At 67.6% G+C, this 17,285-nt stretch carries 14 protein-coding genes; 5 read left to right on the top strand and 9 right to left on the bottom strand.

Features of this window, described 5'->3' with window-relative positions; genetic code table 11:
- Nucleotides 1–184: 184 nt before the first annotated feature.
- The 3 genes from NMQ11_RS11790 to NMQ11_RS11780 form a co-directional block, all read right to left on the bottom strand.
- Nucleotides 185–832, bottom strand: coding sequence for a DUF8102 family protein (locus NMQ11_RS11790; protein ID WP_255168376.1), 648 nt, complete (start codon nucleotides 830–832; stop codon nucleotides 185–187).
- Nucleotides 833–1,071: 239 nt separating this feature from the next.
- A complete protein-coding gene (locus NMQ11_RS11785; protein WP_255168374.1) occupies nucleotides 1,072–2,352 on the bottom strand; it encodes an amidohydrolase in 1,281 nt (426 codons plus the stop codon).
- Nucleotides 2,353–2,540: 188 nt separating this feature from the next.
- The gene (locus NMQ11_RS11780) at nucleotides 2,541–3,911 is read right to left on the bottom strand and encodes an aspartate aminotransferase family protein (protein WP_255168372.1); all 1,371 of its coding nucleotides are present in this window, start codon (nucleotides 3,909–3,911) and stop codon (nucleotides 2,541–2,543) included.
- A 213-nt stretch (nucleotides 3,912–4,124) separates the two neighbouring features.
- Here NMQ11_RS11780 and NMQ11_RS11775 point away from each other — a divergent pair, with 213 nt between their 5' ends.
- Nucleotides 4,125–5,018, top strand: coding sequence for a proline dehydrogenase family protein (locus tag NMQ11_RS11775; protein ID WP_255168370.1), 894 nt, complete (start codon nucleotides 4,125–4,127; stop codon nucleotides 5,016–5,018).
- Nucleotides 5,019–5,057: 39 nt separating this feature from the next.
- Nucleotides 5,058–5,756, top strand: coding sequence for a DUF502 domain-containing protein (locus tag NMQ11_RS11770; protein WP_255168369.1), 699 nt, complete (start codon nucleotides 5,058–5,060; stop codon nucleotides 5,754–5,756).
- A gap of 86 nt (nucleotides 5,757–5,842) precedes the next feature.
- On the opposite strand, the gene NMQ11_RS11765 is transcribed toward NMQ11_RS11770, so the two are convergent.
- The 4 genes from NMQ11_RS11765 to twy1 all read right to left on the bottom strand — a co-directional run bounded on the left by NMQ11_RS11765 (nucleotide 5,843) and on the right by twy1 (nucleotide 9,425).
- Entirely contained in the window at nucleotides 5,843–6,775 is a 933-nt protein-coding gene (locus NMQ11_RS11765; RefSeq protein WP_255168367.1) for a branched-chain amino acid transaminase, read from the bottom strand.
- Nucleotides 6,776–6,846: 71 nt separating this feature from the next.
- Nucleotides 6,847–7,539: a 3,4-dihydroxy-2-butanone-4-phosphate synthase gene (gene ribB, locus NMQ11_RS11760; RefSeq protein ID WP_255168365.1), complete on the bottom strand. Its 693-nt coding sequence runs from the start codon at nucleotides 7,537–7,539 to the stop codon at nucleotides 6,847–6,849.
- Nucleotides 7,539–8,243: a CTP-dependent riboflavin kinase gene (locus NMQ11_RS11755; RefSeq protein WP_255168363.1), complete on the bottom strand. Its 705-nt coding sequence runs from the start codon at nucleotides 8,241–8,243 to the stop codon at nucleotides 7,539–7,541. Before NMQ11_RS11755 ends, ribB begins: the two co-directional genes overlap by 1 nt.
- A gap of 174 nt (nucleotides 8,244–8,417) precedes the next feature.
- Nucleotides 8,418–9,425: a 4-demethylwyosine synthase TYW1 gene (gene twy1 / locus NMQ11_RS11750; RefSeq protein WP_255168361.1), complete on the bottom strand. Its 1,008-nt coding sequence runs from the start codon at nucleotides 9,423–9,425 to the stop codon at nucleotides 8,418–8,420.
- A 154-nt stretch (nucleotides 9,426–9,579) separates the two neighbouring features.
- Here twy1 and NMQ11_RS11745 point away from each other — a divergent pair, with 154 nt between their 5' ends.
- Nucleotides 9,580–11,364, top strand: coding sequence for a hypothetical protein (locus NMQ11_RS11745; RefSeq protein WP_255168359.1), 1,785 nt, complete (start codon nucleotides 9,580–9,582; stop codon nucleotides 11,362–11,364).
- A gap of 36 nt (nucleotides 11,365–11,400) precedes the next feature.
- Here NMQ11_RS11745 and NMQ11_RS11740 read toward each other — a convergent pair whose 3' ends face one another.
- Entirely contained in the window at nucleotides 11,401–12,087 is a 687-nt protein-coding gene (locus NMQ11_RS11740; RefSeq protein WP_255168357.1) for an HAD-IIB family hydrolase, read from the bottom strand.
- Nucleotides 12,088–12,178: 91 nt separating this feature from the next.
- Nucleotides 12,179–13,723, bottom strand: a complete 1,545-nt coding sequence (gene glpK / locus NMQ11_RS11735; RefSeq protein WP_255168355.1) for a glycerol kinase GlpK — start codon at nucleotides 13,721–13,723, stop codon at nucleotides 12,179–12,181.
- A 304-nt stretch (nucleotides 13,724–14,027) separates the two neighbouring features.
- Between glpK and glpA the strand changes: the two genes are divergently transcribed.
- Nucleotides 14,028–15,728, top strand: a complete 1,701-nt coding sequence (gene glpA, locus NMQ11_RS11730) for an anaerobic glycerol-3-phosphate dehydrogenase subunit GlpA (protein WP_255168345.1) — start codon at nucleotides 14,028–14,030, stop codon at nucleotides 15,726–15,728.
- Nucleotides 15,729–17,237 (top strand): glycerol-3-phosphate dehydrogenase subunit GlpB, encoded by a 1,509-nt coding sequence (gene glpB / locus NMQ11_RS11725; protein WP_255168338.1) that lies wholly within the window; start codon nucleotides 15,729–15,731, stop codon nucleotides 17,235–17,237.
- Nucleotides 17,238–17,285: the final 48 nt, after the last annotated feature.

Raw genomic sequence — 17,285 nt, 5'->3', positions numbered from 1 at the left:
TTCCTTTTCGTACTCGCCATACACAGATTACGTTTACTCACTCGCTTCGTCTCGGTAACACATCAGAACGCGCATCTCTCAATACTTCCGTCAGTTACTGAAATACGACGAAACTGACTCCCGAATCGGTGAGCAAACGTGGGATTACCCAGGCCGGTCGGGCACCGGACGGAGGCGCGATCGGTCAGTTGGTCAGTTCCTCGAGCTTTCGCTCGCGGGCGTCGGCGCTCTCGGTCACCTGGTCTGCGAACTCGTCGACCCGCTCTTCGATCGTCTCGCGGGTCGCTTCCGGAGCGAACGCCTCGGACATCGTCAACAACCGAACGTACGCCCGAAGCTCCTCGTCGGTGAGCTGGGCGAACTCCTCGTTCTCGAGCTTTTCGATGACCGCGTCGACGTCGATCTGGCCGACGGGCTCGACGTTGAACTCGACGGTCACCATCCGGTAGTTCGAGCCGGCCAGGCGCTGTTCTGCCTTGCCGACGCCCTCCGAGAGCATGTCCTTGAACGGCGTGTGATACCCCATCGTGCCGAGGTGCAAGAACGCGAGCATGTCCGTGATTCCCTGGGTGTAGGCGTCGCGGTCCTCCGTATCGGGGTCGAACACCGTCTTCCGGTCGCGCTCTTCCAGATACTCGAAGAGGAGGCTGAAGTCGAGGATCGCGTTCCGCACTCGCCGGCGAATGCGGTTTCGCTTCTGCTTTTTCGAGTGCTCCGTGTAGTCGGTTTTGCGACCCAGCAGAAAGTCGCGGTCGGAGGGCGTGAGGATTCCGCGGGGCCGATCCGAGTCGGCGGCCATCCGAAGTGATTCGGGCGTGTCCTCCTGTTCCATACACGAAAGACGGTTATTGAGCGAATTAACCTTTGGGTTCGCCGAGAGATCGATTGAGGGACCACTCGAGGCGGTGACCCACACTTCGGGTCACCGCCGCCGCGTACGCGCCGCCGGTTTCGAATACGGAGTTCGGGACGGCGTTCACCGCCTTGCAGGTCCACCGCGCTCGTCTACAGTTTCCGTTTCCCGCCGCTCGCTCGCGTCGTCTACAGTTACTGTATGTTCGTCCGCGCCGGTTACGGCCGGCGCTGTGAGAGCGCGATGACGCTGTCAGTCAGCACGTCGACGCCGATCTCGAGGCTGCGGTCGTCGATATCGAACGTCGGCGTGTGGTGGCTCGTCGGGTGGTCGGTGCCGACGAGCAGGTACGTCGCGAGTCCACCGTTTCGCTGGACGCGCTCCATCAGGTAGGTCGCGTCCTCGCTCGCCCCGAAGTCGGCGGTTGGCACGACGCGCTCGACGCCCGGAACGGTCGCCGCGACCTCCCCGACGAAATCGCGGAGGCGGGCGTCGCTGTCCGTTCGCGGCGACTCGCTGACGACCCGGGGGGTGACGTCGCAGTCGTGCATCTCCGCGGCGGCGTACAGCACCCGCTCGAGTTCCGTCCGAGTGTACTCCATGAGCGCCGTCGTCTCCCCGCGAACCTCGCCCTCGAGGGTGATCTCCTCGGCGATGACGTTGCTCGCGGTGCCGCCCTCGACGCGCCCGAAGTTCACCCGGGTCATCCCCTCGCTGTGGCGGGGGATCGCGTAGGCGTTCTGGACCGCGGTCGTCATCGCCTGCATCGCGTTCGCGCCCCCGTCGGGCGCCTTCCCGGCGTGGGCGCTCGCCTCCTCGAACGTCGCGGTCAGGTGGGCCATCGCCAGCGGCTTCTCGACGCCCGCGACGACCGTTCCGGTCGGGTTCTCGAGGCCGAGGTGTACGGCGAACAGGTAGTCGACGTCGTCGACGTGGCCGCTCTCGGCCATCGGCTTCCCGCCCCCGGACATCTCCTCGGCCGGCTGGAAGAACGCCTTGAACGTGCCCGCGAACTCGCCTTCTTTCACCGCCTCCAGAACGCCGAGCGCGATCGTCGCGTGGGCGTCGTGGCCGCAGGCGTGCATGTACCCGTCGTGTTCGGAGCGAAACCCCTCGTCTGCGGGTCGGTGGCCGGCCTCGGTCGACTCCCGGAGCGAGATGCCGTCCATGTCGACACGGAGGCCGACCGTCGGCCCCTCGCCGCGCTCGAGGACGGCGACCGCCCCCGTGTGGCCGTCGGCGGTTCGCTCGAGTACGTCGGCGCGAACGCCCGCCTCGCGGGCGCGATCGAGCCACGGTACGAGCTCCGACTCCGGTGGAACCGCCATCCGGTGGGCCGAGGAGAGGGCCTCGCGGCCGACGTACAGCTCGTCGACGCCGATCCGCTCGAGTTCGTCGACGATCCGGGCGGTCGTCCGGAACTCACACCAGCCCGGTTCGGGGTGGCGGTGGAAGTCACGTCGTAACCCCGCCAGCCGGGATCGTACGTCGCGAGACATGGTTTCCCGAGGCTACGAAGCGGAACTACTTAATGTCACAGACATCGCTGAACGGCCGACGAAACCGCCGTCCGCATCGGTTCGAAAACGCGAGCGCGGAGCGGCGATGTCGCGTCGCCGACTCCGATTACGGGAGGGGCGCACTCGGCGTATTTTCGGACGCGGATCGACTCGAGCGCACGGGTGGGTTACCGCGCGTCGGCGGTGGCGTGTTCGATCCCGTCGGCGATCACGTCCAGCGCCGTCTCCGCGAGGTCGCGGGTGAGTACGAGCGGCGGCAGTAGCCGGAGGACGTTGCCGTGCCGGCCGGCCGTCCAGACGAGGACGCCGTGTTCGAAGCAGTACTGCTGGATCTCGTCGACGAGGTCGCGGGCGGGTTCGCCGCCGTCGACGAACTCAGCGCCGATGAACAGCCCCCGACCGCGGACGTCCCCGAGGAACTCGTTGTCGTCGGCGATCTCCTCGAGCCGATCTCGGATGTACTCGCCCAGTTCGCGGGCGTGAGCCAGCAGGTCGTGGTCCTGGATGTACTCGATGGCGCGGGTGCCGGCTCGCATCGCGACGACGTGACCGCGGTAGGTGCCGGCGTGGTCGCCCGATCCCCAGGTGTCGAGATCCTCGTGGTAGATCGTCGCCGACAACGGGAAGCCCACGCCGCCCAGCGCCTTCGCCGAGGTCATCACGTCGGGCGTGACGCCCTCCCAGTCGTTGGCCCACCACTGGCCGGTGCGGCCGAGTCCGCTCTGGATCTCGTCGAACACGAGCGGAAGGCCGTTGTCGTCGGCGATGTCGCGTAGTCCCTGGAGGAACCCCTCCGGCGGGGTGATCACGCCGCCTTCGCCCTGGATCGGTTCGACGAAGATGCCCGCCGGGTTCGCGAGCCCGCCGTAGGGGTCCTCGACGATCGCCTGGACCTCCTCTAAGGCGTGATCGACGGCCTCCTGTGGCGCCTTCTCCTGGCGGAACGGATCGGGGTAGGGCGCGTGGACGACTTCGGGGAGCAGCGGCGTGTAGCGTTCCTTGAACCCCTTGTTCGAGGTCAGGCTCATCGCGCCGGTGGTCGCGCCGTGGTACGCCCCGCGGAACGCGATCAGGCCATCGCCGCCAGTGTTGTACTTCGCGAGTTTGATCGACGCCTCGATGGCGTCGCTGCCGGTTGGGCCGCCGAAGACGACCTTCTGGTTCCCCCGGAGCTCGTCGGGAGCGATCTCGTCGAGTTTCTCGATCAACTCGAGGCGCGCTTCGGTCGGGAAGTCGACCGTGTGGACGAGCTTGTCGGCCTGCTCGTGGACGGCCTCGAGCACGTAGGGGTTCGCGCGACCGACGTTGAGCACGCCGATGCCGGCGAACATGTCGATGTAGGTGTTGCCGTCGACGTCCCGAACCGTCGCTCCCTTTCCCTCCTCGAAGGCGATCGGGATGTCCTCGGGGTAGGCGACCGCGCTGCTGTCGATCTCCCGCTGGGTCTCGAGCAGTTCCCGCGAGCGCGGACCGGGAACGTCGTCGACGTTCGGTGCCTCCTCGTAGTGTAGCTCGTCGATCGCTGGGCCTGCGGTCATACGTGTGGGAAGGTGAATCAGTGATAAATAGTTTGTCCACAGTTTCTATATGAGTCGTACACAAAAACTGGTTCCGAACGGGTGGAACCGACCGCTCCCACACACTCGACCGCTCCCCCACGTGCTTTCGGGGAGGACGAGGCCGGGTGATGGCGGTCGAGAGACGCCCCCGAACCACCAACTGCCTTATAATATGGCGGACAAGTAGTACGTATGATACCGCCGATCGCGAGTCGGTTCGTCGCCGGGGAGACGCCCGCCGAGGCTCTTGATCACGTCCGAACGTTGAACGAACGAAACGTCCGCGCCATCGTCAACTTACTCGGCGAACACTACGACGACCGCGTTCCCGCCGAAGCCGACGCGGCGGAGTATCGGGCGCTCGTCGAGGACATCGCGGGGTCGAACCTCGAGGCCTGCATCTCGGTGAAACCCTCCCAGATCGGGCTCGACCTCGGCGAGGACGTCTTCCGCGAGATCCTCGACGAGATCGTCGAGACGGCCGCCGAGAACGGCGTGTTCGTCTGGATCGACATGGAAGATCACACGACGACCGACGCGACGCTGGACGCCTACGAGGACCTCGCACACGAGCACTACGGCGGTGAGGGTTCCGACGGAACGCGATCCTCGTCGGAGCAGTGGTCCGACGGCGGCGTCGGCGTCTGCATTCAGGCGAACCTGAAACGGACCCGCGAGGACGTCGAGCGGCTGGCGGACGTTCCCGGGAAGATCCGCTTCGTCAAGGGAGCTTACGACGAGCCCGCGGAACTCGCCTACAAGGACAAAGCGGAGGTCAACAGAGAGTACAAGGAACTCCTCGCGTACGCCTTCGAGAACTTCGACGAGGCCGCCGGGATCGGAATCGGCAGCCACGACCCGGAGATGATCGACTACGCGATCTCCCTCCACGAGGAACACGGCCGCGAGTTCGAGATCCAGATGTTGATGGGCGTCCGCGAGGACGCCCAGCACGAGCTGGCCGAGGAGTACGAGATGTGGCAGTACGTCCCCTACGGTGGGCGCTGGAAGTCGTACTTCTACCGGCGCGTGATGGAACGGAAGGAGAACCTCTGGTTCGCGCTACGAGCGATCACCGGCCGCTAAAGGGAAGGGCTCATATCCCCGTGGTGTGAGACTGGTCACATGACCTCGTGGAAGCGTGACTTCGCGAGCGGGCTCATCGTTCTCGGCCCGATCCTGGTCACCCTCTACATAATCTACTGGCTCTACGGACTCATCGCGGGTCTCACTCCGGGGCTGATTCTGGACGCGGATGCGCTCCACCCCCTCATCGGGGGTCAAGGCCCCCAGGCCGAGCAGACGCGCGAAGAGATCGCCCAGTTCCTGCGCGTCGTCGTCGCGCTGACGGTTCTCGTCATCCTGACGCTCTCCGTCGGCTACCTGATGCGGACGACCGTCGGCGGACTGGTTGAACGCATCGTCGACGACGTCGCCAACCGCGTTCCGGGGCTTCGAGTCGTCTACAACGCCTCGAAGATGGCGGCCGAGACCGCGTTCGGGGAACAGGATTCGCTGCAGAAGCCGGTCAAACTCCAGACCTGGAACGGGCTGCGGATGACCGCCTTCAAGACCGGGAAGACGACCGACGACGGGCGGGAAGTGCTGTTTTTACCGACCTCACCGAACATCACTACCGGGTTCGTCATCGAAGTCGAATCCGAGCGCATCACCGAACTCGACGAGAACGTCGAGGACGCGCTCACCAGGGTTCTCAGCGCCGGCTTCGGCGACGCCGACCGCAACCGGGGGATGGACGCGGGAATCTCTATCGACGTCGTCGACGAGCGGAAAGCGGGGGAGGGCAAAGCCGACGACGACTAACGACCTTTTACGCTGCGGTCTGCTCTGCTGGTGGCTCCGCCACACAGCAGAGCGTCCCTCGGTAAAAGGTGGGCGGTGAACGGTGGTTATTGTATGTACGTGAACCACTCGTCGTAATCGTCGGTGTGGCGCTCGACGACGTCGAAGAAGCGCGACTGGATCTCCTCGGTGACGGGGCCGCGGGTGCCGTCGTCGACGACGACGTTGTCGACCTTCCGGATCGGCGTCACCTCGGCGGCCGAGCCGGTGAAGAACAGCTCGTCGGCGGTGTTGAGTTCGCCTCGAGAGATGGTGACGTTGTCGTGGACGGTGTAGCCCAGGTCGCGGGCGATCGTGATCACGGAGTCGCGGGTGATGCCGTCGAGGATCGACTCCGAGAGGCCGGGCGTGAAGATCTCGCCGTCGCGCACGAGGAAGATGTTCTCGCCGGGACCCTCCGCGACGTGACCCTCCTTGTTCAGCACGATGGCCTCAGCATAACCGTTTCTGCGGGCCTCCTCGCCGGCGAGCATGCTGTTGACGTACAGTCCGGTGGTCTTCGCGTTCGTCGGGATCTGGCTCGAGGAGTGCTTGCGCCACGAGGAGACCATCACGTCGATGCCGTTCTCGAGGGCCTCCTCGCCGAGGTAGGTGCCCCACGGCCAGGCGGCGATGGCGATCCGGGTGGGACAGTCGCCGGGGCTCACGCCGAGGCTCTCGTAGCCGTAGAACGCGATCGGGCGGATATAACACGAGGTGAGGTCCTGGCGGGTGATGAGTTCTTTCGTCGCCTCGGTGAGCTCCTCGGGATCGTGGTCGATCTCCATCTCGTAGGGTTTACACGACGCGAAGAGCCGTTCGACGTGCTCGTCCCACCGGAAGATCGCGGGGCCGTCTTCGGTCTCGTAACAGCGCGCGCCCTCGAAGACGCCGGTGCCGTAGTGGAGGCCGTGAGTGAGTACGTGGATCTGCGCGTCGTCCCAGTCGACGAACTCCCCGTCCATCCAGATCGTGTCGACGTCCATCTCCTCGAAGCTCATAGACGGGGAGAGGAAACCCACTGTAATGAACGTTCGCGATTCACCCCTGCGCTGCCAGAATCGGGACCGCGTCAGCCGAGTCGCTCGAGGACGTCCCGTCCCTCGAGGTAGGGGAAGCCGTGGCGGGTCGCGTACGCCCGGGCGTCCTCGGGGGTGAGCGCCTCGCCGGTCTCGTCGTCGAGCATCTCACAGACGACGACCGCGGGCGGGCAGTCGGCTGCGTTGGCGAGCGCGAGGCCGAGTTCGGTGTGGCCCTCGCGCTGGACGAGCAGGTCCGGTGCGGCCCTGAGGAGGTGGACGTGGCCGGGGACGCGGAACTCCTCGGCGAACGTCGTACTCGAGGGCTCCGCGGCCGCCTCGCCGAGCTTTCGGATGGTGAGCGACCGATCGTTGTCCGTGATACCGGTGTAGGTGTCGCGGTGGTTGACGGTGAGCGAGAACGACGAGCGCTCGTCGTAGCCGAGTTCGTGGTCGGTCGTCGCGGGGTGATCGACCTCCTCGCTGTAGAAGGGGAGGTCGAAGGCGTCGGCGGTCGCGTCGTCGACGGCGACGCAGATCAGCCCGCCCGCGTCGTTTCGCAGCCGCGAGACGGCCTCGGGGGTGACGGCGTCGGCGTGGTAGATCAGGTCCGTCTCGCCCTCGCGGTCGGCGGCGTCGTGAACGAGTACCGGGTCGCCGACGCGAAGCGACTCGAGGGCCTGGTCGACCGTGTCCGGCGCGGCGCCGGCGCTCGGTCCCGCACCCGCGGTGGACGGCCCGGCCATCACCGATCACCCACGGAGACCGTGACGCGGTCGTCGTCCGCCAGCTCGAGGGCGTCCCGGAGCTTCTCGGGGGCGATCAGCTCGAGCTGGTCGTCGTCGTGGTGCGTGCGCTCGGGGGCGATGGTGTGTGCCTCCTCGTAGACCTCGCCGTCGGCGGTTTCGATCGTCGCGGGGTAACAGACCGCCGGGCCGTAGGTGCGCTCGTCGTCCTCCCAGCCGTCGATCGGGATCGACTCGAGGGAGGTCACCGCGTTCCGGCGACGGACGCTGTCCTCGCTGAGCTCGACGTTGAGCGTTCCGGGGAACGGCTCGTACGCAAGCCGATCCCGGAACTGGCGGCTGTAGCCCGGCAGCGAGATGTAGTGACGACCCTCGCCCATCCCGCCCGTGACGGTGCCCTCGAGTTCGATCTCGGCGCCCGTCTCGAAGATGCGACGGTACTCCTCGTACTCCGCCCGGAGCGCCCCTTCGCCGTCGTCGGTGACTGCGACCCACTGGCCGTCGCTCACCGTATCGCGCTCGAGCAGGCCGGCGCTCTCGAGACGCTGGAGGCGCCGCGAGGCGGTCTGGTTCGAGGCGTCGAGTCGGGCCGCGAGATCCGCACAGGAGACCTTGACGTCACCCTCGATACCGCCCTCGAGGGCGAGGAGTTTGAGGACGGCCAGTTCGTCGTGGCCGACGGTAGACGTCGCTGTCAGTGACATAGCCGGGAGTTTGCCGCCTCGACGTAAAAGCGTACCGAATGTGGGATGCGTCCCAAAAGTGTGATGGCGGTGGGATCGATCGGGCCAGTACGCTATCCTCGAGGAGTCGGGGCTAAAACCTGGCGGTTCGGGCGGATTGGGGTGACCCGTGCGCCCGACGGTGGGTGGGGCAGTTCACGCGCGGACGTCTCGAGCCCAGAACTCGCTGTCTTTCTTGAGCTTGGGAACCCAGGTGTCGCGGGTTTTCGAGAGCAGCGCGACTCGAGAGGCGGGGACGTCCTTCAGTTCCGTGAACTCGGGCATGTGTTCCTGGACCGCTTCGGTGAACGCGACGACCTCCTCGTGGTCGGGCATCGACGAGCGGTCGAGGCGTCCGCGGGAGTGGCCGACGTGCATGTAGGCCTTCAGTTCGACGAAATCGGGGTCGGCGCGCTCGTAGAAGGCGGCGTACCAGTCGGGATCGCGCATGTTCTCGCCTTTGACGAGCGTCGTCCGCAGGACGGTTCGCGTCTCCTCCTTTTCGGCGAGGATGTCCATCGTTTCCACCAGCTTCTCCCAGGCGTCGTCCTCCATCGCCTTGACGACCCGATCGAAGGTGTGTCGCTCGGGCGCGTCGACGCTGATGTACAGTTGGGTGGGATCACACTCCCGGATCACCTCGGGGCGGGTGCCGTTCGAGACGAGGAAGGTCGTGATATCCCGGTCGTGGAACGCCTCGATGAGCTCCGGCAGGTAGGGGTACAGCGACGGCTCGCCGTCGAGGCTGATCGCGACGTGGCGGGGTTCCATCGCCTGCTCGAACACCTCGCGGGGAACCTCGTCGTTGCCGCCGAACCCCGAGAGCAGCTTCTTCTGGAGGTCGATCGAGGCGTCGACGACCGCCTCGGGGTCGTCCCACTCGACGCCGTCCATCTCGTAGGCGTGACCGTTGTGGTCGCGCCAGCAGAAGACGCAGCGCTCGTTGCACCGGACGACCGGCGTCATCTGGATGCAGCGGTGGGACTCGATGCCGTAGTAGATGTTCTTGTAGCACTTCCCCTCGCCGCGCAACGCGTTCGCGGTCCAGCCGCAGGTCTGGGCGGCCGTGTGGTTCTCGCTGTGGTAGTTCGGACTCGAGACCTGCATCGGCCCGCCGTCGTCACCGTCTGTGCTCCCGGATTCGGGATCGGCGGAGTCGCTCATACCCTGTGCGTCGGCGGGCGCGACCAAAAGGCGTGTGGTGTGTCGCGAGTCGCTGCCGTTGTTCTCTAAAAACAGTACGATAATTTGATTCTATTATAAAGAATGTACATATAGAAGTAAACTCTTACAGAGAAGAGTATCCGAGCGATTAGTGATGGTGAACGATACGACTGATAGTGGTGCGTCGGAGGGCGTGACGCGGCGGGGTACGCTCGCGCTGGCGGGGCTGGCGGGCGTCGGCCTGTTCGGCGCCGGCCGCGTCGGTGCTAGCGACGGACAGCTCTCGCTCGAGGACGACCTCGATCTGAACGGAAACGACCTGATCAACGGCGACAACTTCTGGCCCTCGAGTAACTACGCGAGCTTCTGTACCTCGGGGTCGGGGGACGGCCACGCACAGCTGTACGATACCGCCGCGGGAACGCACTTCCTGCGGGCGTTCGAGGGCGAGGCGGACAGCCCGGGGCCGGTCGAGTTCCAGGCCCCGATCAAGGGCGCCCGCGCTGACGCCCCGGGGACGCCCCGACCAGGTCCGCTGCGGGTGCTCGAGGGCGCTGTCGTCGACAACCTCTCGGTCGTCGGCCACAACCGGATCGACGTCGTGGCTGCACCCGAGATCGACCACGAGGGCGACCTCGCCGCCGAGATCGCCGCGTACCTCGAGGACCAGGAGGCGGTCGACCACTGTTTCGTTCTCCCGTCCGGTCGCTACTCCTGGAACAGCGAACTGTCGCTCACCGACTTCGAGTTCTTCGGCCTCGTCGGGGCGCCGGCGGCGACCCTCGAGATCGAGTCCGACGACGTCGACCTCGCGTTCCGGCTCGGCTCGGGGCGCGGCGGCGCGTCGCGAACGACACTGCAGAACGTCACGGTCGACATCAGCGGGAGCGACGATCGCGACGCCGGCATCGCGCGAATCAACGTCGAGGACCGGGCCGTCCTCGAGAACGTCACACTTCGCGGGCAGCGCTACCGACAGGGGCCGAACGGCGGCGACCGGTTCACGGTGCTCGTCAACCTCACGGAGGAGACCGGGCTGGGTACGATTCGGAACGTCACGCTCCCGGACGGTGACCGCGAGACCGGCAACGGTTCCGTCGGACACGCGATCCCGTTCAGCGCGGATCCGCCCCACGAGGGGGTCAACGTCTTCGAAGGGTGTTACGTCGAGGGGTTCGTCGACAACGGGTTCTACGTGGCGAACTCGCCCGGAAAGTCGATCCTCCGGGGCTGTACGGCCAAGAACAACGGCGGCGGCAACGTCCGCCTCGGCGACGGCGACGTCTGTCGGGACTCCCGGATCGTCCTCGAGAACGGAGCCGACTCCGCCCACCCCGGCTGCGGGCTGTGGCTCCAGGGCGGATCGCCGCTCGCGGAGAACGTGACGATCGACGCCCCGGGCGCCGCGAACGACGTCATCCGCGTCAACAGCGACGCCGACGGCGGTCGGATCTGTAACTCGAACGTCTACCTCGGCCCCGACGCCGACGCGCCCGCGATCCGCATCACCCAGGGCGGAAACGACACCCTCGAGCCGGTGATCCTCGAGAACGTCACCGTCCACGACGACACGCGCTACGACGGCGACCGCGGCTTCTCGGTGCTCGTTCGCCGGGGGAACGTCACGCTCCGGGACTGCGAGGTGCGCATCAGCGAGTCGGACGAACTCAGGGAGGGGGTGTACATCTCCGAGCCCGACGTGCGTCTCGACCGCTGTACGATCGAGGTCGCAAACGGCGGCTGCGTCGTCAACCTCGACGCCGAGGACACGGATCTGTTCGGCTGTCGACTCCGTGGCACCGGTAGCCGGTCGGCCGGCATCGGTCTCTCGAACGGCTGCAACCCCGACACCGTCCGCGCGCTCGGACTCCGGGCCGACAACGTCTCCGTCCGCGACTGGATCAGCTCCGGGCTCTCGACGAGCGACCTGCTCGAGTAACGCGGACACCCGGGGTCTCCACCCCGCGACGCTCCATTACACCTGCCGTTTCCGAACCCGCTCGAGCGCCGCCAGCGTGCCCTCGGCGTGCGGTTCTGAGAGCACCTCGTCCGCGGCTTCGCGGGCGTCCTCGTCGGCGTTGGCGACCGCGAACGAGCGGCCCACGACCTCGAACGTCGAGACGTCGTTCGTCGAGTCGCCGACGGCGACGGCCTCCACGGGGTCGAACCCGACGCGGTCCGCGATCGTTCGGACGCCGTCGCCCTTGTTCGGCGCCCTGTCCTTGACGTGGTAGGCGTAGCCGGTGTCGACGACCTCGAGGTCGTGGTCGGCGGCGATCGCTTCGAGCGGCTCGAGGGGCCGCTCGCGGGAGACGGCGAGTTCGGTCTCGCGCCACCGGTTGACGGTGTCCTCGGGGCCCCAGCCGAGGTCGTACCCCGCGGCACGGTACTCCTCGGCGACGGCCTGGGCGGCCGCGCGATCGGCGGTGAAGCGGACGTCGTCGCCGGTGTAGACGACGCCGCCGTTCTCGGCGACGACGAGTTCGGGAACGCCGACGAGGTGACAGAGCGCGATCGGGTAGGGAAAGGCCTTCCCGGTGGCGATGACGATCGGCGCGTCCCACTCGAGCAACGGGTCGAAGATTCGGGGGTCGATGCCCCATCCCTCGGTGCGCGTCAGGGTGCCGTCGATGTCGAGGACGAGCGGCGGGTCGGAGGTCATTGCTCGGGGTTGGGGGCGACGAGGCTAAAGGCGTTGGTTCTCCGGGCGGAGTGGCCGACGCAGGGTGGCTACCGGCGGTCTAGTGTCGCTGTCAGGGGTCCGCACCGTCGGTCGCCCACCCGCGGGCACAGTCGACGGCGTCCATCCACCGGGCGTACTTCTCGTCGGCCGTCGACCGCGCGAGGCGGGGTTCGAACTCGCGGTCGACCTGCCAGTTGTTCCGGAGCTCCTCGAGGCCGGTCCAGTAGCCCACCGCGAGGCCGGCCGCGTACGCCGAGCCGAGCGCCGTCGTCTCGTCGACGACGGGACGGACGATCTCCGAGCCGATGATGTCCGACTGGAGCTGACAGAGAAAGTTGTTCTTGACGGCGCCGCCGTCGACCTTCAGGGAGGTCATCTCGATGTCCGAGTCGGCCTCCATCGCCTCGGCGACGTCGCGGGTCTGGTAGGCGATCGACTCGAGGGTCGCCCGGACGAGGTGCTCCCGGCGGGTGCCCCGCGTCATCCCGACGACGGTGCCCCGGGCGCGCTGGTCCCAGTGGGGCGCACCCAGCCCCGTGAACGCGGGGACGACGTAGACGCCGTCGGTCGACTCGACGCTCCGGGCGAGTTCGGCCGTCTCGGTCGGGTCGTCGATCAGCGTCAGGTCCTCGAGCCACTCGATCGCCGCCCCGGTGATGAAGATCGAGCCCTCGAGGGCGTACTGGACCGGCTCGCCGGCGCGCTGGAAGCCGATCGTCGTCAACAGCCCGTGTTCGCTCTCGACGGCCTCGTCCCCGGTGTTCATCAGGAAGAAGCTCCCGGTGCCGTAGGTGTTCTTGGCGTCACCGGCGTCGAAGCAGGTCTGGCCGAACAGCGCCGCCTGCTGGTCGCCGAGCGCGCCGGCGACCGGGATCTCGGCGCCCAGAAAGCCGTCCGGATCGGTCGTCCCGTAGGTGTCGTCGTCGCTCGAGGGGCGCACCTCCGGCAGCATCGCACGCGGGACCGAGAACGCCGCGAGCAGGTCGTCGTCCCACTCGAGGTCGTGGATGTTGTACAGCATCGTCCGCGAGGCGTTCGTCACCTCGGTGACGTGTGCGCCGGTGAGGTTGTAGACGAGCCAGCTGTCGATCGTTCCGAACAGGACGTCGCCGCTCTCGGCGCGATCTCGGACGTCGTCGGGGCGGCTCCGCTCGAGTTTGATCGGGTCTGCATTGTCGAGCAGCCACTCGGCTTTCGTCGCCGAGAAGTAGGCGTCGGCCTCGAGGCCGGTCTTCTCCCGGATGGTCTCGACGCCGCCGTTGTCCTCGAGTTCCTCGATCCGATCGGTCGTCCGGCGGTCCTGCCAGACGATGGCGTTGTGGACCGGCTTCCCCGTCTCGGCGTCCCACAGCACCGTCGTCTCGCGCTGGTTGGTGACGCCGATCGCCTCGAGCTGTCCGGGGTCGATGGCAGCCCGCTCGAGCGCCGCCGTGATGACGCGTTTCGTGTTCTCCCAGATCTCGAGCGGGTCGTGTTCGACCCAGCCGGGCTCCGGGTAGTGCTGTTCGTGTTTCTCGTAGGCGTTCGCGACGACCTGGCCGCCGTGGTCGAACACCATGAACCGCGTGCCCGTCGTCCCCTGGTCTACCGCGCCGACGTATGTGTTGTCCGTCACTGATGGTCACTCCGAAGTCGTTTTCCTACGCGACGGCGTTACTGGTAGTCGCGTGTTACTGGTAAACAGTAGCGACGACCGGTATAAATCTTGGTGACCGGCGCCGGCGCGCTCGAGAGGGGGCGACGACGAATCGGCGGCGGAGACGACGATCGCACCGACGAACGCGCCGGATTCGGTCGACGAGGAGCGACGCACTCCGGGACATTCCGTACGGCGAGACTGTTCCGTCGACCGCAGTTATCGACGGTCGACCACCAGCGATAAAATAAAGGCCCGTGCGTCCGTCGGTGCGGGCGAAGGGATGGCACACGATACGGAGGTTCTCGTTCTCGGGGGTGGCTCGACGGGCTGTGGCATCGCGCGGGACCTCGCGATGCGCGGCCTCGAGGTCACCCTCGTCGAACGGGGCAATCTGACCCACGGGACGACCGGCCGGATGCACGGTCTCTTACACAGCGGCGGGCGCTACGCGGTCTCCGATCAGGCCAGCGCGAGGGAGTGTATCGAGGAGAACCGGATCCTCCGCGAGATCGCGGGCCACTGCGTCGAGCTGACCGGCGGCCTGTTCGTTCAGGGGCCCGACGACCCGGAGGACTACTTTCGGGAGAAACTCGAGGGCTGTCGGGACTGCGGGATTCCCGCGCGCGTCCTCTCCGGCCGGGAGGCGCGCGAGGTCGAACCCTACCTCGCCGGGGACGTCACGCGGGCGATCCAGGTCCCCGACGGCGCCGTCGACCCGTTCCGGCTCTGCGTCGCGAACGCCGTCGACGCCGAGGCCCACGGCGCCCGGATCGAAACCCACGCCGAGGTGATCGACCTCCTGCGCGAGGGCGACGACGTCTACGGCGTCACCGTCCGCCACGACTCGGGCCCCGGAAAGCGCGTCCACCGGGCGCCGGGGTCCACCGAGGACATCACCGCCGACTACGTCGTCAACGCAACCGGCGCGTGGGCCGGACAGATCGGGCAGATGGCCGACCTCGAGGTCGCGGTTCGCCCCTCGAAGGGGGTGATGACGATCATGAACGTCCGCCAGGTCGACACCGTCGTCAACCGCTGTCGGCCGAAGGGCGACGCCGACATCATCGTCCCCCACGAGACGACCGCGATCCTCGGCACCACCGACGAGGAGGTCGAGGACCCGGACGACTACCCCGAAGAGGGGTGGGAGGTCGACATGATGATCGACACCCTCTCGGAACTCGTGCCGATCCTGCGGGAAGCGCGAACGATCCGCTCGTTCTGGGGGGTCCGGCCGCTGTACGAACCGCCGGGGACCGGCACCGCCGATCCCACGGACATCACGCGGGATTTCTTCCTGCTCGATCACGCAGAGCGCGACGGCGTCTCCGGGATGTCGAGCATCGTCGGCGGCAAGTTCACCACGTACCGCGCGATGGCCGAGGAGATCGCCGACCACGTCTGCGCCGAACTCGGCGTTCGGGCTTCGTGTACCACCGCCGAGGAGGCGCTCCCGGGAAGCGAGAACCTCGAGGCGCTCGAGGACGCGATGGACGACTTCGGCCTCCGGTCGCCGATCGCCCGCCGGAGCAAACAGCGCCTCGGCAGCCGCGCCCCCGACGTGCTCGGAACCGACGAGCCGAACCCCGTGCTCTGCGCCTGCGAGGGCGTCACTCGCGCGGAGATCCGCGACGCCATCGCACAGTCCGGCTCCGACCTCAACGCGGTGCGGATCCGCACCCGGGCGTCGATGGGCAACTGCCAGGGCGGCTTCTGCTGTCACGCGGTGGCCCACGAACTCCACCCCGAGTACGACGAACCGACCGTCAGAAGCGCCCTCGACGAACTCTTTCAGGAGCGCTGGAAGGGCGAGCGTCACGCGCTCTGGGGCGAACAGCTCTCCCAGGCGATGCTGAACTACGCGCTCCACGCGACGACGATGAACCGCGACGCCGACCCCGCGAGCGCCGACGAGTCGGTCGACTACGGAGCGTTCGACGGCGGCGAGGGCTCGAGAACCCCTGCCGGAGGCGGTCGCTGAATGGCAATCGAAGACGACGTGCTGGTGATCGGCGGCGGTCTCGCCGGCGCGACGGCCGCACTCGCCGCGGCCGAGCACGACGCCGACGTCCGCCTGCTCTCGTACAAACAGAGCACGCTCCGCCACGCCAGCGGCCTGATCGACGTCCTCGGTTACACGCCTGCGGGTGAGGGGCCGCTCGCCGAGCCGTTCGAGGCGATTCCGGACCTCCCCGAAGGCCACCCCTACGAGCGGGTCGGCGTCGACGCCGTCCGCGAGGCGCTGCTCTTTTTCGACGCGGTCGCTGGCGACGCCTACTCGGGCGCACACACCGAGTCGAACGCGCTCGTGCCGACGTCCGGCGGCACCGTCAAACCGACCGCGCGCTACCCCGCCGCGACGGAAGCGGGACTGGCGAGCGACCCCCGCGACACCCTCCTCGTCGGCTTTCACGGCTTGCCCGACTTCGATGCGCCGCTCGCGGCCGACCATCTCGAGGCCGCGGGCGTTCCGTTCGCCGCTCGAGGCGTTACCCTCCCGTTCCCGGGAATCCGCCGGGACGACGCGAAGGTCACGCGCTACGCCCACATCCTCGACCGGGATACGCCGGTCGACACGGGCGTCGGCGAGGCGCCCGCCCGGACCGCGCTGGCCGAAACCGTCCGGCCGCACCTCGAGTCCGCAGCCAGAGTCGGCTTCCCGCCGATTCTCGGCGACGAGAACGCCGGGGTCGTCCGCCGGGACCTCGAGGAACGCCTCGGGATCCCGGTCTTCGAGGTGCCGTCCGGCCCGCCCAGCCTGCCCGGAATGCGCCTCGAGGACCTGCTGTACGGGGCGCTCGGGGAGGCGGGGGTGCGCGTGACGACCGGCGTTCCCGTGGTCGACTACGAACTCGAACCGGCGGCAGACGGCGTCGAGAGCGGCGCGGGCGACGGGGACGACACGGACGCTGCCCGCATAGACCGCGTTCTCGTCGACCGGAAGGGCCGAGAGGTGCCCTACCGCGCGAGCGAGTACGTCCTCGCGACCGGCGGACTCGTCGGAAAGGGGATCCGCTCGAGGCGCGAGCCGGTCCCGACGGACGGGGTGGACGACGCGGCGACCCACGGCACCGGAGACGACCCGGCGAGCTCGCCGGCGTACCGCTCGAGCGTGGGTTCTGACGGGGCGCCGGCGGAGCCACGGACCGCGACCGGCAGCGAGGTCGACGAGGCGCTGGCACGGCGTTCCGGACGCGTGTTCGAACCGATCTTCGACTGCCACGTTCCCCACGCGCCCGACCGCTACGACTGGTTCGTCGACGACGCCTTCGGCGACCAGCCGTTCGCCCGCTACGGCCTTACCGTCGACCGCGAGCTTCGTCCCCTCGACGGGGAGGGCGACCTCGAGTTTTCGAACCTGCGGGCGGCGGGCGCGGTGCTGGGCGGCTACGACTACGCGGCCGAGAAGTCCGGCAGCGGCGTCTCGCTCGCGACGGGGTACGTCGCGGGCAGCCGCGCCGGCGAACGGGCGACGGAGGACGCAGAATGATCGCCGCAACGGACCGCTCTCCGGGCAGCGACTCTCCGACCGACACGA

The sequence above is a fragment of the Natrononativus amylolyticus genome (assembly GCF_024362525.1).
Classification (GTDB): domain Archaea; phylum Halobacteriota; class Halobacteria; order Halobacteriales; family Natrialbaceae; genus Natrononativus; species Natrononativus amylolyticus.
This window is presented reverse-complemented; position numbering and strand designations above follow the sequence as displayed.